This window comes from Pseudomonas mendocina, from assembly GCA_037482215.1.
Taxonomy (GTDB): Bacteria; Pseudomonadota; Gammaproteobacteria; order Pseudomonadales; family Pseudomonadaceae; genus Aquipseudomonas; species Aquipseudomonas mendocina_E.
Genome location: CP148074.1, coordinates 3,826,604 through 3,848,847, shown reverse-complemented (window position 1 = coordinate 3,848,847; position 22,244 = coordinate 3,826,604). Strand labels below are relative to the sequence as shown.

General features: G+C 55.3%; 9 protein-coding genes. 5 read left to right on the top strand and 4 right to left on the bottom strand.

The window, feature by feature from the left end; genetic code table 11:
- Positions 1–368 precede the first annotated feature (368 nt).
- From WG219_17895 to WG219_17880, 4 genes are all read left to right on the top strand, one after another.
- A complete protein-coding gene (locus WG219_17895; GenBank protein ID WXL25155.1) occupies positions 369–1,619 on the top strand; it encodes a TolC family protein in 1,251 nt (416 codons plus the stop codon).
- Positions 1,616–3,790, top strand: coding sequence for a type I secretion system permease/ATPase (locus WG219_17890; protein WXL25154.1), 2,175 nt, complete (start codon positions 1,616–1,618; stop codon positions 3,788–3,790). The genes WG219_17895 and WG219_17890 overlap by 4 nt, the downstream gene beginning before the upstream one ends.
- 106 nt (positions 3,791–3,896) lie before the next feature.
- Complete coding sequence (locus WG219_17885) at positions 3,897–5,027, top strand: HlyD family efflux transporter periplasmic adaptor subunit (protein WXL28036.1); 1,131 nt, start codon at positions 3,897–3,899, stop codon at positions 5,025–5,027.
- 575 nt (positions 5,028–5,602) lie between these two features.
- The gene (locus WG219_17880; GenBank protein ID WXL25153.1) at positions 5,603–17,062 is read left to right on the top strand and encodes an Ig-like domain-containing protein; all 11,460 of its coding nucleotides are present in this window, start codon (positions 5,603–5,605) and stop codon (positions 17,060–17,062) included.
- 87 nt (positions 17,063–17,149) lie between these two features.
- Here WG219_17880 and WG219_17875 read toward each other — a convergent pair whose 3' ends face one another.
- Positions 17,150–18,505, bottom strand: a complete 1,356-nt coding sequence (locus WG219_17875) for a 3-oxoacyl-ACP reductase (GenBank protein ID WXL25152.1) — start codon at positions 18,503–18,505, stop codon at positions 17,150–17,152.
- Between the two features lie 154 nt (positions 18,506–18,659).
- Between WG219_17875 and WG219_17870 the strand changes: the two genes are divergently transcribed.
- Positions 18,660–19,937 (top strand): acetyl-CoA C-acetyltransferase, encoded by a 1,278-nt coding sequence (locus WG219_17870; GenBank protein ID WXL25151.1) that lies wholly within the window; start codon positions 18,660–18,662, stop codon positions 19,935–19,937.
- Between the two features lie 205 nt (positions 19,938–20,142).
- Here WG219_17870 and WG219_17865 read toward each other — a convergent pair whose 3' ends face one another.
- The 3 genes from WG219_17865 to WG219_17855 form a co-directional block, all read right to left on the bottom strand.
- A complete protein-coding gene (locus tag WG219_17865; GenBank protein WXL25150.1) occupies positions 20,143–21,117 on the bottom strand; it encodes a methylated-DNA--[protein]-cysteine S-methyltransferase in 975 nt (324 codons plus the stop codon).
- 88 nt (positions 21,118–21,205) lie between these two features.
- The gene (locus WG219_17860) at positions 21,206–21,487 is read right to left on the bottom strand and encodes a DUF2218 domain-containing protein (GenBank protein WXL25149.1); all 282 of its coding nucleotides are present in this window, start codon (positions 21,485–21,487) and stop codon (positions 21,206–21,208) included.
- A 21-nt stretch (positions 21,488–21,508) separates the two neighbouring features.
- Positions 21,509–22,150: an NAD(P)-dependent oxidoreductase gene (locus tag WG219_17855; GenBank protein ID WXL25148.1), complete on the bottom strand. Its 642-nt coding sequence runs from the start codon at positions 22,148–22,150 to the stop codon at positions 21,509–21,511.
- Positions 22,151–22,244: the final 94 nt, after the last annotated feature.

Here is a 22,244-nt window from a genome sequence, read left to right as displayed (position 1 = left end):
TTATTTGTACCGGCATGTGTTTTAAGTGGTTTGTTTTTTTTGTGAGTGGTTAGTGCGGAAATGGCCAGGGATATAGGTATCTGTTGATGTTGATTAAGGTAGGTTTTCTGAGGGGGGTTATCTTTTGTGCCTGTTTTCTCGGCCATTCAGCTCATGCGAACGAAAATAGCCCTTCAAGTGGTATGGGTTATCGTGCGGGGTTCGTCTGTAATCCTCAATGCGTTTCGGTTGCAAGTGGAAAGCGTGTTTCTGAATCCACTTTAATTGATAAGGCGACTCCCGTTGTTTCAAAACGCTTATATGAAAATCAGAGTTATCTTAAAAATATCTCTGCTTCAAGAATGGCGGCTGATTTCGATATTAAATCAATGCCTGTTGTCGCTCACGATATGCGTAATGAGCGTAATGGCTTGTATTTGTGGCGGGCTGTCCAAGCAGCAGTTAGTACTTACCCATCCATTCGCAGTGCTATGGCCACGCTGGCTCAACAGAGCAACTCGATGGATGTCGCCAGAGCTGGTTATTACCCATCGGTCAAAGCTGGCGTGAGTGGCGGGCGTCAGGGCAATGTGGGGAATGGCCGGGTCTTTTCGGTTAACGCGTCGCAGATGCTGTACGACTTTGGCAAGGTGGGCAGTGAGGTCAGTCATGCCAAGGCCGGTGTCCAGCGTCAGTATGCACAGGTTCTGATGGTGGTCGATGATGTGGCCCGGCAGACAGCACAAGCGGTGATTGAGGTGCGTCGCTTTCAGCTACAGGAAATCGCCGCAAGAAAACAGATCGATGCTCTCGCTGATCTGCTCAAAGTTGCCCAGGCGAGAGTGTCTTTGGGGGCCAGTAATCAGGCTGACCCTGTGCAGGCTGGTTCTCGCCTGGATGCAGCTGAATCGACGTTGCTGTCGATCAGAACACAACTGCAGCAGTGGCGGAGCAAACTCAGAAAGCTCGTACACGAGCCGCTGCCAACCTCTATCAGTGTGTTGCCAGAGCCTGAGTTACGTCAGGCTGTTGAGGTTATTCAGCCTGATTTTAATCAGGTGCCGCAGATGCAGGTGGCTCAGCTGGAGTTGGAAATGGCCCGGGCGCAGTTGGGTAAGGCCAAGGCTCAGCAGCTGCCGACAATCTCTGTCAGCGCTGGCGTTGATCAGAACATGGGTGACATGCGTAATACCCAGAGCGATCACGATTACAACCTGATGCTGAACTTCACCAACAGCCTGTTTGAAGGCGGCGCTTTACGCGCCCAGGAGCGCGCTGCTGGCCATGCAATTAACTCCGCGCAAGAGCATGTTGAGGACGTCAGTCTGGACCTTAAGGACAAGTGGCAGAGCCTTTCCGAGCAGATAACAGGACTTCAATCCCGCTTGCCGATGCTGACTGCTCGTAAACAGAGCATCACCGAAACCCGTCGCCTTTACCGCGAGCAGTATCTGTCCCTGGGAACGCGTTCATTGCTCGATCTGCTTAACGCTGAGCAAGAAATATTTCAGGCTGAGGTCGAGCATCAAAACGCGATTCACGACCTGCTGCAGGCACGTCTCGACTATGTGTTGGCGACCGGGCAAATGCGCGATGTGTTTAACCTTACGGGCCTTTCGCTCTCAGGGATCGAAAAATGAGTGCGGTTCAGGATATGGACAGTCAGACGTTGTCGTATGAGCCTTGGATTCAAGGTTTTCTGGGGATAGCGCAGTATTACGGCTTGAGTGCTTCTGTTGAGCAGATTCGTGTTGCCTTGGAATGGGCGAAGGGCCAGCCACTGGATCTTCAGCTTGAGCAGATGGCTCGAAATATTGGCCTGACCTTTTCTGTTGAACGCTTCAGCGAGTCGATGCTGGACCCTTGGCGTTTGCCGTTACTGGTCGATTTAGGCGAAGGGCGTGTGGCGCTGATTGAGGGGGTTGGCAGTGACGGTCAGGTCGGGGTTCGCTTGGGGGATGAGCACTCCGTCGTGCAGCTCTGGTCGTTTGATGAGCTACGGGCACGTACTCGGCGAGTAATCCTGTTGCGGCCGCAAATATCGGTGCCGGATGCCCGAGTCGACGATTACATCAAGCCATATGAGGCTGGCTGGTTCTGGAAGCTGGCCCTGGCTGATTGGCCGCGCTACGGGGACATTATGCTGGCGTCTCTGGTCGCCAACATTCTGGCTCTGTCTTCGATGATTTTTTCGATGCAGATCTATGATCGAGTTATCCCGGCGCAGTCAGAGCCGACACTCTGGGTGTTGTTCGGCGGGGTGATGCTGGCGATTATCATCGAGTTTTGCATGCGAGTGGCCCGTACCCATATTTCAGACAAGATCGGTAAACGTGCTGACTTGCGTATCTCTGACCGGGTGTTCGGCCATGCCCTACGGATTCGCAGTGAGCACCGCTCCAAATCCACTGGCTCGTTTATCTCGCAACTGCGTGAGCTGGAACAGGTGCGGGAGCTGATCACTTCAAGCACCTTGGGCGCTATCGCGGATTTACCGTTCTTTCTTCTGTTTCTGGTTGTGTTGTGGATGGTGGCAGGGGCAATTGCCTTTGTGCCGATGGCGGTAGTGCCGCTGTTGCTGATTCCCGGTTTGCTGCTGCAAAAGCCATTGGCCAAGCTGGCTAAACAGGGGATGCGCGAGTCGTCATTGCGCAACTCCATGTTGGTCGAAGCGGTGCAGGGGATTGATGACATCAAGTTGCTACGGGCTGAAGCAAAATTTCAGAACCAATGGAATTACGCGAATGAAGTGACCGCAGGTTTCAGTATGCGCCAGCGCTTCATTACCGGGGCCATGATGGCCTGGACACAGGAGCTGCAATCTCTGGTTTACGTCACGGTCATTCTGGTTGGCTGCTTCATGGTGATGAACGGTGATATCACCACTGGGGCTCTGATTGGGGCTTCGATTCTGTCGTCCCGTATGGTTGCTCCTCTGGCGCAGATATCGGGAATCATGGTGCGCTGGCAGCAGGCCAAGGTGGCCCGCGAGGGGCTCGAGGAGCTGATGAAGCGCCCGGTCGATCAGCCACCTTTTAGCAAACGCCTTCATCGACCCGTGTTACGGGGGCACTACCATCTTAAGGGCGTGCGCTTTAAATACGAGACAGACTCAAAAGAGGTGGCACTGAATATCGCGGGGCTGAAAATCAGACCGGGTGAAAAAGTGGCGATCCTCGGGCGCAATGGTGCAGGCAAGTCGACGCTATTGCAGGTGTTATCCGGCCTTTCTACACCCGATCAGGGATCTGTCAGCCTGGATGGATTGAGTCTGCCATTGATTGATCCGGCAGATGTGAGGCGAGACGTCAGTCTGCTTTCGCAAAGTGCCACGCTGTTTTACGGAACGCTACGTGAAAACGTGGTGCTGGGACGTCCACAGGCCAGTGATGACGAGATTATCTTGGCGATGAAGCTGAGTGGTTCATTGCCGTTGCTGCAAGCGCTTCCCGATGGTTTGGATCATGTCCTTATGGAGGGCGGTAAGGGGCTTTCCGGTGGGCAGCGGCAGTCCCTACTGCTGGCTAGGACCTTTATCCGAAACCCTCAGGTATTGCTGCTGGATGAGCCAACAGCTTGGTTGGATGAGGTCACTGAGCGCAATTTAATCCGCACGCTGCAACCATGGTTGGCAGGACGAACGTTGGTGGTGGCGACGCATCGGCCGGCGTTGCTGAGCTGGGTTGAACGAGTGGTCGTGCTGGAGGCGGGGCGGGTCATCATGGATGGTAGTAAAGAGAAGGTTTTGCAGGATCTGACACGTCGAGCCACTAACAACGCGGCGCAGCCTGTGGAGAAACCTAATGACTGACTCAGCTCCCGTTCAGGTTGAAAGCACCGCCTCTACTGCCGTTACAGTAACTTCATCCCATGCAGCCAGTCGCCCCCGGGTTGCGCTGAGTGCAGACACGGGCCAAATGCCGCGTTCGTCAATCATTGTGTGGCTGATTGCCCTTGCGCTGCTGACGTTTTTTATTTGGGCTTACACGTTTCGTCTGGACGAGGTTACAACAGGCGTTGGCAAAGTGATTCCGACTTCCCGTGAGCAGATCATTCAGTCCCTTGAGGGAGGCATTATTGCGGCCCTCAACGTGAAGGAGGGAGACGTGGTTGAGCGCGGACAAGTCTTGGCACAGCTTGATCGTACGCGCATTAAATCAACGGTCGACGAGAGTGCTTCCCGAGTTAATTCCGCTTTGGCAACAGCGGCACGTCTGCGTGCTGAGGTCACAGGTGAGCCTTTGGTATTTCCGGCGCGAATTCGTGAGGATGCTGCCTTGGTTCGCTCAGAGACAGCCCTCTACAACTCGCGACGCGAGAGCCTGGATAAAAGTCTCAAAGGTCTTGCTGAAGCGCTCAGGCTTGTGCGTAAGGAGCTGCAACTGACTGAGGCTTTGGTTAGGCAGGGGGCTGCGAGTGATGTAGAGGTGCTGCGCCTTAAGCGGCAGGCCAATGAGTTGGAAATGAAGTCTAACGACACACTTAGCCAATACTTCGTCAAAGCTCACGAGGAGCTGGCTAAGGCTAATGCTGAAGTTGAGGCACAGGAATCGGTAATGCAGGGACGCGCAGATATGCTTTCGCGCATGACTATAACCTCACCAGTACGTGGTGTTGTTAAGGATGTCACTGTGACCACCGTAGGCGGTGTTATTCCTCCAAATGGACGGTTAATGGCCATTGTTCCGATTGAGGATCAATTGCTTGTTGAAGTGCGTATCTCGCCCCGGGATGTTGCTTTTATTCATCCAGGGCAGCCAGCAACTGTCAAAGTGACTGCGTATGACTACTCCATATATGGTGCTCTTACTGGCAGGGTAACAATGATCTCGCCTGATACCATTCAAGATGACGTCAAACGTGATGTCTACTACTACCGGGTTTTCGTCCGTACTGATGCCGATGCATTGCTAAATCGAAAAAATGAAAGATTTCCAATATTTCCTGGAATGATTACGACTGTCGATGTCAGTACTGGTAACAAGACCATTTGGGAATATTTGATAAAACCTCTTAATCGGGCTAAAGAGGCGTTGAGGGAACGGTAGAGTTACTCAGCTTTTGACGATGAGAAAGCTATTTATCGTTCAAACTTTTCGCATTGGCCACTAGTTAGTGGCTGTAATTTCCCAGCGTCTCGTCCATACCCTATGAATTTACGACTGGATATGCGCGCCTGAATGGGCTTCTGCATACTCCGAGCGTTACGTAGTAGCAGTAGTGCTGAGTATTCCTTTTATTGTTGTTATATCAGAGCTCTGTGCTGTCATTTTGATATGCACTTATCCATAAATATTTTATGGATAAGTGCAGGTGTGGGTGTATTAAGAATATTCTCCATGCAATTTAAATAATCTGATTAGCAGTCTTCTTATTTAGGATTCGTCCTAGGGGGATTTCGCTGTTTGGGTATTATCTTATTACTTGGGACTAGAGTTTCAGGTCTATTTATTTTCATGCAAATTGCCCATGAACATTATGTTTGTGGGTTTTGTTTGTATTTTGTTTGATATGCAAGCGCATATAAGTCTGCGCTTCTCAATGGAATGGGATGGGTAATATGCCATTAGTGTCATTGATAGATAAAACGTCCGGGAATAAATCCACGGACTTAGGCGCTACGGTGAAGATTCAAAGTCCGAGCATTGTCACAATCGCCGCCTCACCAGCAGATATAGGTTCGATCAGCAGAGAGGGTAATTCGCTGGTTATAAAGCTGAAATCAGGTGAGGTGATAACCCTGACCGATTTTTTTGTGCCTCAGGACGGTATGAGAAATGACTTGGTCATTGATGATACGCCTGCCCAGGGGGGCTTTTGGTGGGCCGAATATGATGAACCGTGGGATGGCGTCCAGTTGGTGCAGGTTGACTCACTTGAGTCTCTGATGGGCGGTGAAGAGGGCTGGGGGGTGACGCCTCTGTTGCTGCTAGGTGGGGCGGGGGCGGCGGGTGTCGCCGCTGCGGCCGGTGGCGGTGGTGGCTCCAGCCATAGTTCTGCTCCAGTCCAAGATGTTGTTGCGCCCGATAGTCCGGTGATTAAGTTCAATAACAAACACGGTTTGACCGGTACTTCCGAGGCGAATGCGACAATTACGTTGTACCGCCCGGATGGCAGTACTGTGGTCACGCAAGCAGACAAAAATGGCCTGTGGCATTTCAACCCGAACCCGATGGGCGAGGGCGAGGAGGGATATGTTTCTGCAACCGATGCTTCCTCCAATGAGAGCGGCAAAACTGCAACCGGGCCGGCTGACGTAACTGCTCCCGATGCTCCGCATGTAAATAGTAACAACAGCCATGGTCTGGCAGGCTCCAGCGAAGCTGGCGCAACGGTTACTGTGATTCGTCCGGATGGATCAACCGCCACAACCCAGGTAGATGAACAGGGTAATTGGCTGTTTAAACCGAACCCTCTGTTTGATGGTGAGCAGGGCAGAGTTAGTGCTACCGATAAGGCCGGTAACGAGGGGGCGTATGCTGAAACAGGGACTGCAGATTTGAGTGTCCCTGAGCCTCCGGTCATTGACACCAATAACGGTGGTGGCTTAGGCGGCAGTGGCGAACCTGGCGGAGTCGTCGTGGTAGAACGCCCTGACGGCAGCACCGTCACCACCATCGTGGATGAGGACGGTAACTGGACTATTAAGCCGAACCCGCTGGAGGAGGGCGAGAAAGGCTCTGTCACCATCACAGATCCAAGCGGCAACATCAGTGAGCCGAGTGAGACGGGTGAGGCTGATTTTAGTGCGCCAGATGCGCCCTTGGTGCTGAGCAACAACGCGGTTGGACTGGCCGGCACGGCTGAGGCCGGGAGCACCGTTACGCTGGTGCGTGCTGACGGCAGCAGCGTCACTACCAATACTGACAGCCAGGGCAACTGGTCCATGAGCCCGAACCCTTTGACTGATGGCAGCTCTGGTCATGTGACAGCGACTGATGCCAGTGGCAATACCAGTGCGCGGACCTCGACAGGTATTGCTGACCTACTGGCTCCAGATACACCGCTGGTGCTGACCAATAATGCAAATGGGCTGGGGGGGCTGGCAGAAGCGGGTAGCAATGTGACATTGCTGCAAAAGGATGGCAGCTCGATCACCGTTCAAGCCGATGAGAGTGGTCGTTGGCAGATTCAGCCCAACCCACTGGCGGATCAGAGCGAAGGTACTCTGACCGCCACCGACGTCAGTGGCAACGTCAGTCTGCCAGGTTCAACCGGATTGGCAGACTTGCTGGCTCCAGATATTCCAAGGGTTGAGTGCAACAACCTGGATGGGTTGATTGGTACCGGTGAGCAAGGCTGCATCATTACTTTGATTCGCCCAGATGGCAGCACAGTTACAGCAATCGTTGATGCTGATGGCAAGTGGATGATTCAGCCCAACCCTCTCGAGGATTGTGAGGAAGGGACTGTTAACGCCACTGACCCCAACGGTAATAAAAGCGGCGATGGTCCGACAGGGGCGGCTGATATGACGCCAGCCGAGCCGCCGCAGGTTGAGTACAACAATGCTTCCGGTTTGGGGGGTATTGCTGAAGCGGGCGGAACAATTACCGTCACACTCAACGATGGATCAACGGTCACAACTACGGTCGACCAGGCTGGTAACTGGGAGTTGCAACCTAACCCACTGGTCCATGGTGAGAATGCAACCATTACGTTGACTGACCCGGGGCGTAACGTAAGTCCGCTGGGAGACACTGGTGTTGCTGATCTACTTGCCCCGGATGCACCTGTCATCAGCAGCAATAACGGTGAAGGGCTAGTGGGGGCTGGTGAGCCTGGCAGCACAGTACTACTTGAACTCTCTGATGGCAGCACGCTGACTACTGTAGTGGATGAGCAGGGGCAATGGGCATTTGTACCCAACCCGCTGAATCATGGGGAGCGTGGCAGCGTCAGCCTTAAGGACCTTGCGGGCAATATCAGTAGTTCCACCGATAGTGGAATTGCAGACTTGAACGCTCCTGATGGTGCACAGATCGCCACCAATAACCTAGCTGGATTAACCGGCACCGCTGAGTCAGGAAGCACCGTCATTTTGCTTAGAAGCGATGGTAGTAGCCTGAGTGTCCACGTGAGCGATAGCGGCACTTGGTCGTTCAGTCCCAACCCGCTGAACCATGGTGAAGAAGCTACGGTCATCGTCCGTGATAACAGTGGCAACCAGAGCTTGCCAGCCCTGACCGGCAGTGCAGATCTGGTAGCGCCGGACGCACCTGTTATAGAAGCCAATAACCAGCTGCTCCTTGGTGGCAGCGCTGAGGTTGGTGGATTGATCGTTGTGCGCCTGCCCGACGGCAGTAGCCTGAGTACTGTTGTTGATGAGACCGGGCGGTGGTCAATTGAGCCTAATCCGTTGGGTGAGGGGGAAAGTGCTCGTGTCACTGTCACCGACCAAGCGGGCAATATTAGTCGTCCGGCGAATACAGGCGGGACAGACGTTACGGCTCCGGATGCTCCTGTTGTTGAAAGCAACAATACGGGAGGCCTTGCTGGTACAGCTGAGCCTGAAAGCATCATTACCCTGACCAAGTCAGATGGCAGCACTGTAACAACTGTCACCGATGCCGACGGCAATTGGCTCATCAAGCCTAATCCCTTGGCTGATGGCGAAGAGGGCTTGGTGACGGCCACTGACTTCAGTGAAAACACCAGTGTCAGCACGAGTACCGGTCCGGCTGATCTGGTCGCGCCTGATGCGCCGGTTATCGAAACCAACAATGATCTGGCCTTGGGAGGCAGTGCTGAGGCAGGCGGTACGATTGTAGTTACTCTCCCTGATGGAAGTACCCTGACAACTGTTGTTGATACAGAAGGTCTGTGGGCGCTACGCCCGAACCCGCTCGACAATGGTGAGACGGCCATCGTTACGGTGACCGACCCCGCAGGCAACATCAGCGAACCTGTGGTGAGTGGCGTTGCTGATATCACCGCGCCGGATAGCCCTGTGGTTGAGAGCAATAACCAGGGCGGCCTGACCGGTAGCGCAGAACCCGGTAGCACCATTACGCTGATCAAGCCCGATGGCACCACCTTGACCGCGGTGAGCGATACCAATGGCAAATGGGCGATGCAGCCGAATCCGCTGGCTGACGGTGAAGAAGGCAAGGTGACTGCGACGGACCCGAGCGGGAATATCAGCGATGAATCGCTGACAGGTCCAGCCGACCTGATCGCGCCGAGCGCCCCTGTTATTAACACTAACAATGGCGCAGGTTTGATAGGAAGCGCGGAGGCGGGCGGCACCATCGTAGTTAAACTATCTGATGGCACTACGCTGACAACCAGCGTCGGCGAAGATGGGCTGTGGTTTGTACAGCCTAACCCTCTGACTGATGGTGAATATGCCACTGTAACTGTCACTGATCCTGCGGGTAATACCAGCGCACCGGCTGACACCGGCATAGCGGATATCACTGCACCTGATGGACCGATTGTTACGGGCAACAACCTGGGAGGCCTGACAGGTACAGGCGAGGCGGGTAGCACCATTACTCTGACTAAGCCCGATGGCGGCACATTGACCACTGTGACTGATGCCAACGGCAAGTGGGTAATGCAGCCAAACCCATTGGTTGATGGTGAAGCAGGTGTTGTCACCTCAACCGACGCCGCAGGTAACGTCAGTACTGAAAGTCAGACTGGTGCTGCTGATCTGATCGCACCAGACGTTCCTGTAATTGAGATTAATAACGAAGCTGGTCTCAGCGGCAGTGCTGAGGTCGGTGGCGGCATCGTGGTCAAACTGCCTGATGGCAGTACTCTCACCACTACTGTAGATGAAAATGGTCAGTGGTCGATTCAACCGAACCCGTTACAAGACGGCGAGAGTGCCAACATCACCGTAACTGACCAAGCAGGTAACACCAGTAAGCCAGTTAATACTGGAGGGGCTGATGTAATTGCTCCGGATGCTCCGATTGTTGAGAGTAATAACCTTGGCGGCTTGACCGGTACAGGTGAGGCGGGCAGCACCATTACTCTGACCAGGCCAGATGGCAGCACCTTGACCACTGTGAGCGATGCCAATGGCAAGTGGGCTATGCAGCCTAATCCGCTGGCAGACGGTGAAGAAGGCAAGGTCACTGCAACTGACCCGAGTGGCAACACCAGTGGTGAAACTACAACTGGCAAGGCCGATCTGGTCGCGCCTGAAAAACCTGTCATTGAGAACAATAACGGCAATGGCCTGGATGGCACCGGTGAAGCGGGCGGTATCGTTGTAGTCGAGCGTCCAGACGGCAGCACCGTTACCACCACCGTTGATGGCGAAGGAAACTGGTCGATCCAACCTAACCCGCTGGAAAGTGGCGAGAAGGGTTCGGTCACCATTACCGACCCAAGCGGCAACATCAGTGAGCCGACCGAAACTGGCGAAGCTGACGTCACCCCGCCAGCGCCACCGGTTGTGGAAAACAACAACGGCAATGGTTTGGATGGCACTGGTGAGGCCGGTGGCATCATCGTGGTTGAGCGCCCGGACGGCAGCACCGTTACCACCATCGTTGATGGCGAGGGAAACTGGTCGATCCAACCTAACCCGCTGGAAGACGGCGAGAAGGGCACGGTCACAATCACCGATCCAAGTGGCAACATCAGTGAACCGACCGAAACCGGCGAAGCTGACGTCACCCCGCCAGCACCGCCAGTTGTGGAAAACAACAACGGCAATGGTTTGGATGGCACCGGTGAAGCGGGCGGTATCGTTGTAGTCGAGCGTCCAGACGGCAGCACCGTTACCACCATCGTTGATGGCGAAGGAAATTGGTCGATCCAACCTAACCCGCTGGAAGACGGCGAGAAGGGCAGCGTCGCTATCACCGACCCAAGCGGCAATATCAGTGAGCCGACCGAGACGGGTAAGGCTGACCTGATCGCTCCGGATGCTCCGCGAGTAAGTAGCAATAACCTCTCAGGACTGACCGGCTCAGCTGAGCCCGATAGCACTATTACCTTGACCAAACCTGATGGCAGCACGGTGACTACTCACACCGATAAGTCAGGACACTGGGTATTTAAACCCAACCCACTGAAACATGGGGATGAGGGGCATGTGACCGCGAGCGATGTCAGTGGCAACGTAAGTGCTCAAGCACCTACGGGGCATGCTGATCTGATTGCTCCCGATAAACCGATTGTTGATATCAATAATGAGTCTAGCTTGGCTGGCAGTGCAGAGGCTGGCGCCACGGTTGTGGTGAAACTGCCTGGAGGCAGCAGCCTGACTACCACCGTGGACGAAGAGGGGCGCTGGAGCATTCAGCCGAACCCGTTGGACGATGGCGACAGTGCTACCGTGTTGGTTAAAGACCCGGCCGGTAACAGCAGTCAGCCAATCAATACTGGAGGCTCAGACACTGTCGCGCCGGATGCCCCTGTGGTCACTAGTAATAACGCAGGAGGGCTGGTTGGTACCGCTGAGCCTGATAGCCTGATCACCTTGACCAAGGTGGATGGCAGTACTGTTACAACGCAAACTGATGGCGATGGCAACTGGGCTTTCCAGCCTAATCCTTTGCCTCATGGTGAGTCGGGTAAGGTGACCGCCGCCGACCCGAGCGGCAACGTAAGTGCCCAAACCGACACCTTGGCAGCCGACCTGATTGCCCCGGACTCGCCGCGTATCGAGTCTAACAACGAAGCAGGACTGAGCGGCAGTGGTGAGGTTGGTGGCACTGTTATTGTTGAACTGCCAAGTGGCTCGACGTTAACCACTGTTGTTGATGAGGAAGGTCACTGGGCAATACAGCCAAACCCACTGGCTGAAGGTGAACAGGCCGCCGTTACTGTCGCTGACTCGGCGGGCAACATCAGTAATCCGACCATCACTGGTAAAGCCGATGTGATTGCACCGGATGCCCCGGTTGTTGAAAGCAATAACCTGGGCGGTTTGGCGGGTACCGGTGAAGCAGGCAGCACCATTACCCTGACCAAACCGGACGGCAGCACGGTTACCACTGTGACTGACGCCAATGGTAAGTGGGCGATCCAGCCTAACCCTCTGGTCGATGGTGAGCAGGGCAAGGTCACTGCAACTGACCCAAGCGGCAACACCAGCGGTGAAACCACAACTGGCAAGGCTGACTTGATCGCTCCAGAAAGGCCGGTCGTTGAAAACAACAACGCTAACGGCCTTGATGGAACTGGCGAAGTTGGCGGTATCGTTGTGGTTGAGCGCCCCGACGGCAGCACCGTCACCACCGTTGTTGATGGTGAAGGCAACTGGTCGATCCAGCCGAATCCGCTGGTAGATGGTGAAGAAGGAAAGGTCACCGTAACTGACCCGAACGGCAACACCAGTGGTGAAATCACAACCGGCAAAGCCGACCTGATTGCGCCGGAAAAGCCGGTTGTTGAAAACAACAACGGCAACGGTCTGGATGGTACCGGTGAAGTTGGCGGTATCGTTGTGGTTGAGCGCCCAGACGGCAGCACCGTCACCACCGTTGTTGATGGTGAAGGCAACTGGTCGATCCAGCCTAACCCGCTGCAAGACGGCGAGACAGGTTCGGTCACTATCACTGATCCAAGCGGCAATACCAGTGAGCCGACCGAGACGGGTAAGGCTGACCTTATCAAGCCTGATGCTCCGACGGTTGAGAGCAACAACCTTGGCGGTCTAACCGGTATGGGCGAGGCAGGTAGCACCATCACTCTGACTAAGCCAGACGGCAGCACGGTCACCACCGTGACCGACGCCAACGGTAAGTGGTCGATGCAGCCAAACCCGCTCGCTGACGGCGAAGAGGGTAAGGTCACTGCAGCTGACCCGAGTGGCAATACCAGTGGTGAAACCGCAACCGGTAAGGCTGACTTGATTGCGCCAGACGCACCGCACGTCGACAGTAATAACCTGAGCGGTCTGACCGGTATAGGTGAGGCAGGTAGCACAATTACCCTGACCAAACCGGATGGCAGCAGTGTGACGACTGTTGCCGATGCCAGTGGCAAATGGCAGTTCCAGCCGAATCCATTGCCAGAGGGGGAAAAAGGTCATCTGACGGCTACTGATGTCAGTGGCAACACCGGGCCTGAAACCGTTACAAGTGTGACTGATTTGACGCCACCGGCAGTGCCGGTCATTGACCAGGTGATTGATGATCAGGGTAATCGCACAGGTGCAATTGCCAATGGTGAATACACCGATGACGATCGCCCGGAAATCGTAGGTAGCGGTGTTGAAGCTGGAGCGTTGATTCGTGTTTACGACAAAGGCGTTGAAATTGGCAGCACCTATGCTGATGGGAATGGCAACTGGAGCTTCACCCCTGAGGCGGCACTAACGTTTGGCGTGCATGTGTTTAGGGTCACAGCAACCGATGCTGCAGGTAACCCGAGCGGCTTCAGTAACGAACATGCGATTTTCCTGCAGCAGGCGAGTGAGCTGGCGGATGTAGCCATCACTTCAATAAGTGATGACACAGGTGTAGCGGGTGACTTCATCACCAGTGATACCAGCCTGACCGTCAGCGGAACTCTTAGTGCTGAACTGCGTGACGGTGAGCGGGTTCAAGTATCGAATGACGGTGGCAAAACCTGGATGTATGCCACTGTGCTGGGTACCACTTGGTCTTTGGCTGATCCGACACAGCACGAAGGCCAGTTCACCTACTACGCTCGCGTGGCGGATATGCTGGGCAATTTGGGCCATCAAACCGAGCAGGTGGTTGTGGTAGATATCAGCGCTCCTGAGGCGATGATCAGCATTGATTCGATCAGTGATGACAACGGCGTCAGCAGCAATGACTTCTTTACCAACGACAATACTCTCCTGGTTCATGGTTCTGTAGACCGTGCACTGGCAACAGGTGAGTGGATTGAGGTCAGTGCTGATGGTTCAAATTGGGTCGTCGCAGTACTTAACGGCAGCTACTGGACTGCTGACTTGCAAGGCCTGGCTCTGACAGATGGCGTTCACCAGTTGCAGGCTCGGGTGGTCGACTGTGCGGCTAACGTTGGGCACAGCATCAGCCAGATCGTGCAGATTGATACTAGTGGTCCGGATGCTTCAGGGCCTGATGGTTCCAAGCTGACGACAGGCAACAGCCTGACCAGGGATACAACTCACGGCCTGGATGTGCCATTCAGCGACAGCGTGAACACGCTGAACAGCGATCAGATCACCCGTGATGAATCGGTAACGGTACACGGCACGTTGAGCCACGCATTGCAGCAGGATCAGTACCTGCAGATTAGTCTGGACGGTGGCCGTAGCTGGAACAACGCTTGGGTTCAAAGTAGCACGCAGTGGAGTTATGCGTTGCCAGCAGTGTCCAGCAGCACGGTAATGGTTTATCACCTGCGCGTGATCGACAATGCCGGTAATACTGCCGCTAACACATTGTTTGATGTCGATGGCTATCGTGTGGTGATTGATCTGGAGTCACCTGACAAGATCACCGCTGCGCCGGAAATTACACAAGCGCTAAGCAGTAACGCGGTGCATACATTCGGTAGTGAAAAATACGGTCGGGTCGAAGCCGGGGCGCTGGTTTCGCTGGTGAGTGATGTCAATGGCAACGGTACTTATCAGGAAGGGCTGGATACCGTCATCGGCTATGCCAAAGCTGATGAGGAAGGACGCTGGAGCCTTAGTACAACCCTGCCCAGTGGTGCGCAGAACCTAGCTTTTGTGGTCTGGGACGAAGCCGGTAACCGTTCCGGTATGAGCGCCGTGACCAGTATTGGCGTGAGTGAAGGTGACACCGCAGCAACGGTCATTGAGCAGAGCTGGGGTGGGACGACGGATGCAGAGAATTTTGGTCTGAACGCGGCAGCGGTCACCCTGAATCAGGATGGTTCGTTGGCGTTCTTCCAAAGTGTTCGGGGCATCAACAGTGTTGAAACAGCCAACGCCGGTCGTGTTTACACAGCGCAAAACCTAACTGACTACAGCTCGTCATATTTGGCTCAGCCCACCATCGCTAATGGTGCAGGGGCTAACGTAATTGATGCTGGATATGGCCGTTACGTTAATTCGGCAGTATTTGCCGATACCAATCGTGACGGCTTGGCAGATGTGATGGCTCAGATCAGTTCCTATGGCGGCGCGCATACCGCGTATTGGATACAGAACGCTGACGGAACATACCAGCCGAGGGCGCTGTACGAAGGTGTGGCTAACCATATGGGAGGGGCGATTGCTTATGACCGCTATGGTGATGGTTATTTAGATTTTGTCCTAGCGGACTCTGAGGCAGATTCAATCACCTTTATTCGTAATGAGCAGGGCCAGTTGGCCTATGAACAAGTTACTGGACGAGCAGCTGGTAACCCTGGTGGTACTACTCCACCAAATTTGGCATTCCTGCATGAAGTATCCGCAGTCGACTTGAACAACGATGGTCGCGTTGATATCGCTGGACACTCTAACTACAACGGCACCACGTTGGCCGGTAACCTGGGGACTGGTCTGGCAGTTCTATACAATGACGGTGCAGAGTTCAGTCAGTACGTAAACTACACCGGTGTGTTCCGCAACGAGGGTTACTACGATCTCGGCGATGTGACGATTGCCATGACATGGGCCGACTTTAACGGCGACGGCTGGCTGGACTTGTACCTTAACCGGGGTTCGAAAAATGCGCAGAACTCTAACGAGAACCGTATTTATTTGAACGATGGTCAGGGTGGTTTACTTGCGACGGATCAGGACGCTCTGTGGTTTGGTGACAACACCGAGGGCGCTACATCGTTGGCGATGGATTGGAACCACGATGGCAAGATGGACGTCATTGAGGTGCCGCGTATGGGCGACTACTACAGTCCGATTACTGGCAACCTTGATCTGACGCTGTATCTGAACCAAGGCAATAATGTCTGGGCCGGAACCGGTGTCGTGCTGGGTACCTACAAAAAAGATGAAATCACCGGTGCAGCAGCCCTCGACTACGACTGGGACGGCGCCATCGATCTGGTGCTGTACCGAGCGGGTGCGGATGCTGCCGTGGTCGCGACTGACAACTCAGCGCCAAGCCTGTTGGTGAAAAACAACAACCGCGTCGCGGATGGCACCAGCATGCATGTGCGTATCCTCGACCAGAACGGCCTGAACGTGTTCTACAGCAACACCGTCAAGCTGTATAACTCCAAAGGCGAGCTGGTCTCTACGCAGATCATCAATCCGCAAACCTCAGGTACCAGCAACAGCATGGGGCTGGTGAGTTTCTATGGTCTGGATGCCAATGAAACCTACTCGGTTCAGCTGTTGCGTATCGTTAATGGAGTGACTGACCATGTGGGGGCAGTCGCCGAGCAAGGTGGCTATACCAACGCAACGGTCAACCAGAACTGGGGTGGTCTGACTACCGGTAAAGCCCATGATGCATACGTACTGACGGCCGAGAGTGATACTGCCAATAACGACACCATCGGTGTCGGCGGCATTGTCGGTACCGGTTATAACGACACCTTCTTTGGTTCCGAAGGCAACGACACCTTTACCGGCGGCGCTGGCTGGGATCAGGTGGTGGCTGGTGAACAGCGCTGGAGTGCCAATGGCGGTATGGACATCGTTGATTACAGCCGCTCGGCCAATGCCATCAACGCTAACCTGCATACCGGTGTAGCGGTTGGGCAGGGTGAGGACAAGCTTGTCGGGATTGAAGGCCTAATCGGTACTGACAAGGCCGACACCTTCACCGATAACGCGGCCAATAACCTGTTCGAAGGCCGTGGCGGTAATGATGTGTTCTACCTCAGCAACGGTGGTAACGACACGTTGATGTATCGCCTGCTGGACAGCGGTGATGGCACTGGCGGCAATGGCCATGACACCGTGTACGGTTTCCATATCGGTGATATTGCCACGGATGCCGATGCTGACTTGATCGACCTCAGTGACCTGCTGGATTACAGCGGCCCGTTGTCGTTTTACAAAGGTGAAGATGGCCTGAAACTGGACCACTCAGCCAAAGGCATTCTGGACTACCTGAATGTTGAGGTCAGAGGTAACTACACGGTGGTCAGCATTGACCGTGACGGTACAGGCGATCAGTCCAAGTTTGTCGAGGTGGTGACCTTGGCAGATACGCAGACTGATCTGCTGACTCTGCTACAGAACAACCAGATTATGGTGTAACTGAAGCAGGCGCTGTGAGCCTTGTGCTCGCAGCGTCTGGTCTTAAAGCCCGCTTCGGCGGGCTTTTTGGTGCCCGCAATTAGCCTGTCAGGCTCCCAGCAGGCTTTGACCGCAAACACGCAGCACCTGACCGCTCACAGCGCCGGAACCCGGTTGGGCGAACCAAGCCACGGCTTCTGCCACATCCTGCGGCAGGCCACCCTGGCCCATGGAGTTCATGCGTCGTCCGGCTTCGCGGATGGTCAGCGGGATGGCGGCGGTCATCTGTGTCTCGATAAAGCCCGGCGCGACCGCATTGATGCTGATGCCGCGCTCAGCCAGGGCCGGGGCCCAGGCTTGAGCCAGACCAATCACGCCCGCTTTGCTCACGGCATAGTTGGTCTGCCCCATGTTTCCGGCAATGCCGCTGATGGAGGCAATCAGCACTACGCGGGCGTTGTCATGCAGTTTGCCGCTTTCAAGCAGGGCTTGAGTCAGCACTTGCGGCGCATTGAGGTTGACGTTAATGACTGAGTTCCAAAAGTCTTCGCTCATCTTCGCCAGGGTCTTGTCACGGGTGATACCGGCGTTGTGCACGACAATATCCAGCCCCTGTGGCAAGGCCTCGACCAGTTTCTGCGCCGCGTCCTCTGCGCAGATATCCAGCGCCAGACCGCGACCTCCGAGCCGTGAGGCAAGCGCGTCGAGCGCGTCTTTGGCGGCAGGTACATCAAGCAGCACCACGTCCGCACCGTCACGGGCTAAGACTTCGGCAATGGCAGCGCCGATTCCACGGGAGGCGCCGGTTACCAGCGCCTTTTTCCCAGCCAGAGGACGTGTCCAGTCATTGACGTGCGTCGAGCAGGCCGATAGGCGAAGCACCTGTCCGGATACGTACGCACTTTTGGCTGACAGGAAGAAACGCAGCGCGCCCTCCAGTTGATCCTCTGCGTCTGGCGCCACATACAGCAGCTGGACTGCGCCACCCCGGCGGATTTCCTTGCCGAGTGAGCGGGTGAAGCCCTCCAGTGAGCGCTGTACGCTGGCGGCAATAGGATCGTCCAGGCTTTCCGGAGCACGTCCCAGTACCACCACGCGAGGGCAGGTATCCAGGTTTTTCAGGGCAGGTTGGAAGAAGTTGCGTAATTCGATCAGTTGCTCGAAGCGTGTCAGATAGCTGGCATCGAAGACCAGAGCCTTTAGCTTTCCATCCTGCTCGCCATTCCAGCTGGGCGTATCGCCTAGGTTTTCACCCTGGACAAAGAAAAACCGAGTCAGCTTATGGGCAAATCCGAGCACTGCATGTGCTAACGAGCCAGCTCCACCGACTAGCAAGGCACCCTCCAGCGGTTGGCTGCTTCCGGCCTGCCAGCGCTCCAGGTGCAACGGTGCTGGCAGACCCAGGGCGCTGACCAGTCTGCGGCCGGCATTGGAGTTGGCGAAGGCGAGATAACGGTCAGACATAGTGGTACCCGAGTGAATAAAATTTGCCATAACTCTACGCAGACAATAGAAATACGCAATTGACCGCTCGTCGTGCCGTGTTGGCATGGCGGCCAATGCGACGCTGCAATGAGGCGTTAGCCCAGCTTCATACCATTTAGCAAAGGAGTTGTTCATGAGTCAGTTGCGCCGTGTCGCCATTATCGGGGGGAACCGTATTCCGTTCGCCCGCTCGAACACCGTCTATGCCACGGCGAGTAATCAGGAGATGCTCACCAGCGCCTTGGACGGCCTCGTGGAACGCTTTAACCTGCATGGCGAACGCCTCGGCGAAGTGGTTGCGGGTGCTGTGCTCAAGCACTCCCGGGACTTCAACCTGACCCGCGAAACGGTACTCAGCACGCGTTTGGCACCGGAGACACCGGCCTACGATATTCAGCAAGCCTGCGGAACTGGGTTGGAAGCCGCTCTGCTGGTGGCTAACAAGATCGCTCTTGGGCAAATTGAGTGCGGCGTTGCTGGTGGTGTGGATACCACCTCTGATGCACCGATTGGCGTCAATGAGGGTTTGCGCCGGATTTTGTTGGAGGCCAATCGCAGCAAGACTACCGCCGACAAGATCAAAACCTTACTGAAGATTCGCCCCAAGCATCTGGCCCCTGCGATTCCGCGTAATGGTGAACCGCGTACCGGGTTATCCATGGGCGAGCATTGCGAGCTGATGGCCAAAACCTGGGGCATTCCACGTGATGAGCAGGACCAGCTGGCCTTCGCCAGCCACCAGAAACTGGCTGCCTCTTATGCGGAGGGCTGGCACGACGACCTGCTCACGCCTTATTTGGGCCTGACACGCGACCAGAACCTGCGCCCGGATATCAGCCTGGAAAAGCTCGCCACGCTCAAGCCTTGCTTTGACCGCAGCGCTCAGGGAACCCTGACGCCAGCCAACTCGACGCCGCTGACGGATGGTGCCTCTGTGGTGTTGCTGGCATCGGAGGAGTGGGCCAAGGCCCGGGGCTTGCCGATTTTGGCGTACTGGAAAGACGGTGAAGCCGCTGCGGTGGATTTTGTCAGCGGCAAGGAAGGGTTGCTGATGGCCCCAGCCTATGCGGTGCCGCGCTTGCTGGCTCGTAACAACCTGACGCTGCAGGATTTCGATTACTACGAAATCCACGAGGCCTTTGCTGCGCAGGTGTTGTGCACTCTCAAGGCTTGGGAAGACGCAGAATACTGCAAAACCCGTCTGGGCCTTGAGGCACCGTTGGGTTCGATTGACCGCAGCAAGCTGAACGTAAAGGGCAGCTCTCTGGCGGCCGGGCACCCGTTTGCGGCGACCGGTGGTCGGATCGTTGCGAACCTGGCTAAGCTGCTTTCCGTGGCGGAACAAGGTCGCGGTTTGATCTCAATTTGCGCAGCAGGCGGCCAAGGTGTGACTGCGATTCTGGAAAAGTAATCCAATAGAGGCCTCCGTGTTTTTAACACGGTCAGCGACACCATGATTTCAGGCGGCCTGCACATTTGGGGCCGCCTTTTTTATGCCCGCCGTTTGGGCTCTGGCGATCTGGGCGAGGGCACAATGGCTTGCTGGATAAGCGACGTTGCAGCCTTACCCAATCTTGCGAAAGCGTTGGAGCTGTTGGGTTCTTAGGGATGACGTTTTATATATCCACCGTTGGGGCGGTGGCAGTCGCCTGTTTCTCCTGATCCAAGATCGCCTGCTTGCGTGCCAGCCCCCAGCGATAGCCAGACAGATTGCCGTTACTGGCGATGACCCGGTGGCAGGGAACGATCAGCCCCAGAGGGTTGCTGGCACAGGCACGGGCGACGGCGCGAGGATGGCTACCGACCTCGGTGGCGAGCTGGGCATAGGTCCGGGTTTGACCGCTGGGAATTTCCCGCAGCTTGTTCCAGATCTGTTGTTGAAACGCGGTACCGCGAATATCCAGCGGCAGATGTGCAGCGCGCTGGGGTTCGCGGATTTGCCTTAACAGCTCTCCAAGCAAATCCTTTAAGCCGTGATCATCTTGCTCAAGGCGGGCTGTTGGAAAGCGCTGGTGCAGCTCGTGCTCGAGAGCGTCTGGACTGTCAGCGAATAGCACGGCGCAGACGCCTTTCTCACTACAGGCCATCAGCGTCAGGCCCAGCGTGCAGTCGGCAATGGCATAGCGGATCTGCTCAGGCAAAGCCTGTTTACGGCCATTGCCAGTGTTTGAAAGCATCGCAGTCCTATCCATTTTTTCGCGTTCATGCGCTTTGGCCCAAGCGTGTGGCGTCATCCCCGTTCGAGCTTTAAAAGCGCGGCTTAAATGGGATGCAGAAAAACCGATGCGTGTGGCGAGTTGATCGAGCGTCAGTGGCTGCTGGCTAAGCAGATCACAGGCGGCCTGCACCATGGTATCCAGCTGCTGTGCAGGGCTTTGCCCTTGAGGTGAGCAGCGTTTGCATGGGCGGTAACCGGCAGCTACAGCTGCCTCGGGGGTGGGGTAGAAACTGACATGCTCACGCTTCGGCCGTCGTGCTGGGCAGCTGGGGCGGCAATAGATGCCTGTGCTGCTGACTGCAAATACAAACTCGCCGTCATGTGAGGCATCGCGGTCACAGATGGCCTTCCAGCATTGTTCGGGCGTGAGCATGGCAGTTCTCCTTTGCGAGAGTCGATTGTCGTTGGTGAACGGCGCAATGCCAATTCACATCTGACTTTCAAACTTCGCTACAGGCGCTCTATTGCCAATCTAAGGTCAGCTCAGCTTGCCAGGCGAACCTTTCAAAATGCCTCCCCACTACGTCTTGCAAATACGGAAGGTCATCTTGGTTGTCAGCGTGCACGCTCAGACGCAGGCCATTGTTTTCGGCCCGCAATATTCCTAGTCCTTTATCGAACTCGATACGTCCCTCCCGCTCATCGAAGGTAACGGGCACCTTATGTGCAAAGTGTTTGCACAGGCGGCTGATATAGCGAGCTGGCGTATCAGTTTCGACATAAGCGCTGGATTCAAATGACATGTTGATCTCCATCGAGTGTTATCAATAGCCAGCAGTGAAGCGCTGACGCAGGTGATGAGGACGTTCCAGTTCATCAACAATCGCCACGGCGAGGTCCGCGACAGTGATAGAAGCCGGTTGCTCACCATTCATCAACAAATGGTCTCCGCCCAGGCGGAAGTTGCCCGTACGCTCGCCCGGAGTGAGGAGGGCCGGAGGGGAGATCAACGTCCAGGCCAGATTGTGCTCTTGCTGAATCATATTCAGTGCTTGGCGTGCGCCTTCTGCACCTTCGCGGTACGCCGCCGGAAAATCAGGGGTATCCAGCAGTTGAACATTGGGCGCTACATACAGGCTGCCTGCGCCGCCGACAATGAACAGACGCTGTAGCTGCGCTTTTTTGGTGGCGTCGATAATGGACTGTGTCCCTTCAACGAACTTTTGGCGCACATCCGCTGTGCTCATGCCAGGGCTGAATGCATGTACAACGGCGTCATGTTCTGCCAGTTGGTTGGCCAGGGCTGCTGTGTCGTACACATCGCTAGCCAGGGCGGTCAGCGCTGGATGCTCAGGCAGTTTGTCAGTGTTGCGAACCAGGCCGGTGACTTGATGGCCTCGGTTGAGAGCTTCTTGCAGGACAGCAGAACCTACGAATCCAGTAGCGCCGATGAGTGCAATTTTCATGATGAGTCTCCTTGAAATGACGGGGGAGATAATCGCAGCTGGATAAAGGTGAGAAAAATAGGCTAAAAACGCTTTAACTATTAAGTAGGGCTTA

Coding starts and splice junctions, on each gene's coding strand:
- WG219_17895 (WXL25155.1), top strand. CDS start 369: ATGCCTGTTGTCGCTCACGATATGCGTAATGAGCGTAATGGCTTGTAT.
- WG219_17855 (WXL25148.1), bottom strand. CDS start 22,150: ATGAAAATTGCACTCATCGGCGCTACTGGATTCGTAGGTTCTGCTGTC.
- WG219_17860 (WXL25149.1), bottom strand. CDS start 21,487: ATGTCATTTGAATCCAGCGCTTATGTCGAAACTGATACGCCAGCTCGC.
- WG219_17885 (WXL28036.1), top strand. CDS start 3,897: ATGCCGCGTTCGTCAATCATTGTGTGGCTGATTGCCCTTGCGCTGCTG.
- WG219_17870 (WXL25151.1), top strand. CDS start 18,660: ATGAGTCAGTTGCGCCGTGTCGCCATTATCGGGGGGAACCGTATTCCG.
- WG219_17875 (WXL25152.1), bottom strand. CDS start 18,505: ATGTCTGACCGTTATCTCGCCTTCGCCAACTCCAATGCCGGCCGCAGA.
- WG219_17865 (WXL25150.1), bottom strand. CDS start 21,117: ATGCTCACGCCCGAACAATGCTGGAAGGCCATCTGTGACCGCGATGCC.
- WG219_17890 (WXL25154.1), top strand. CDS start 1,616: ATGAGTGCGGTTCAGGATATGGACAGTCAGACGTTGTCGTATGAGCCT.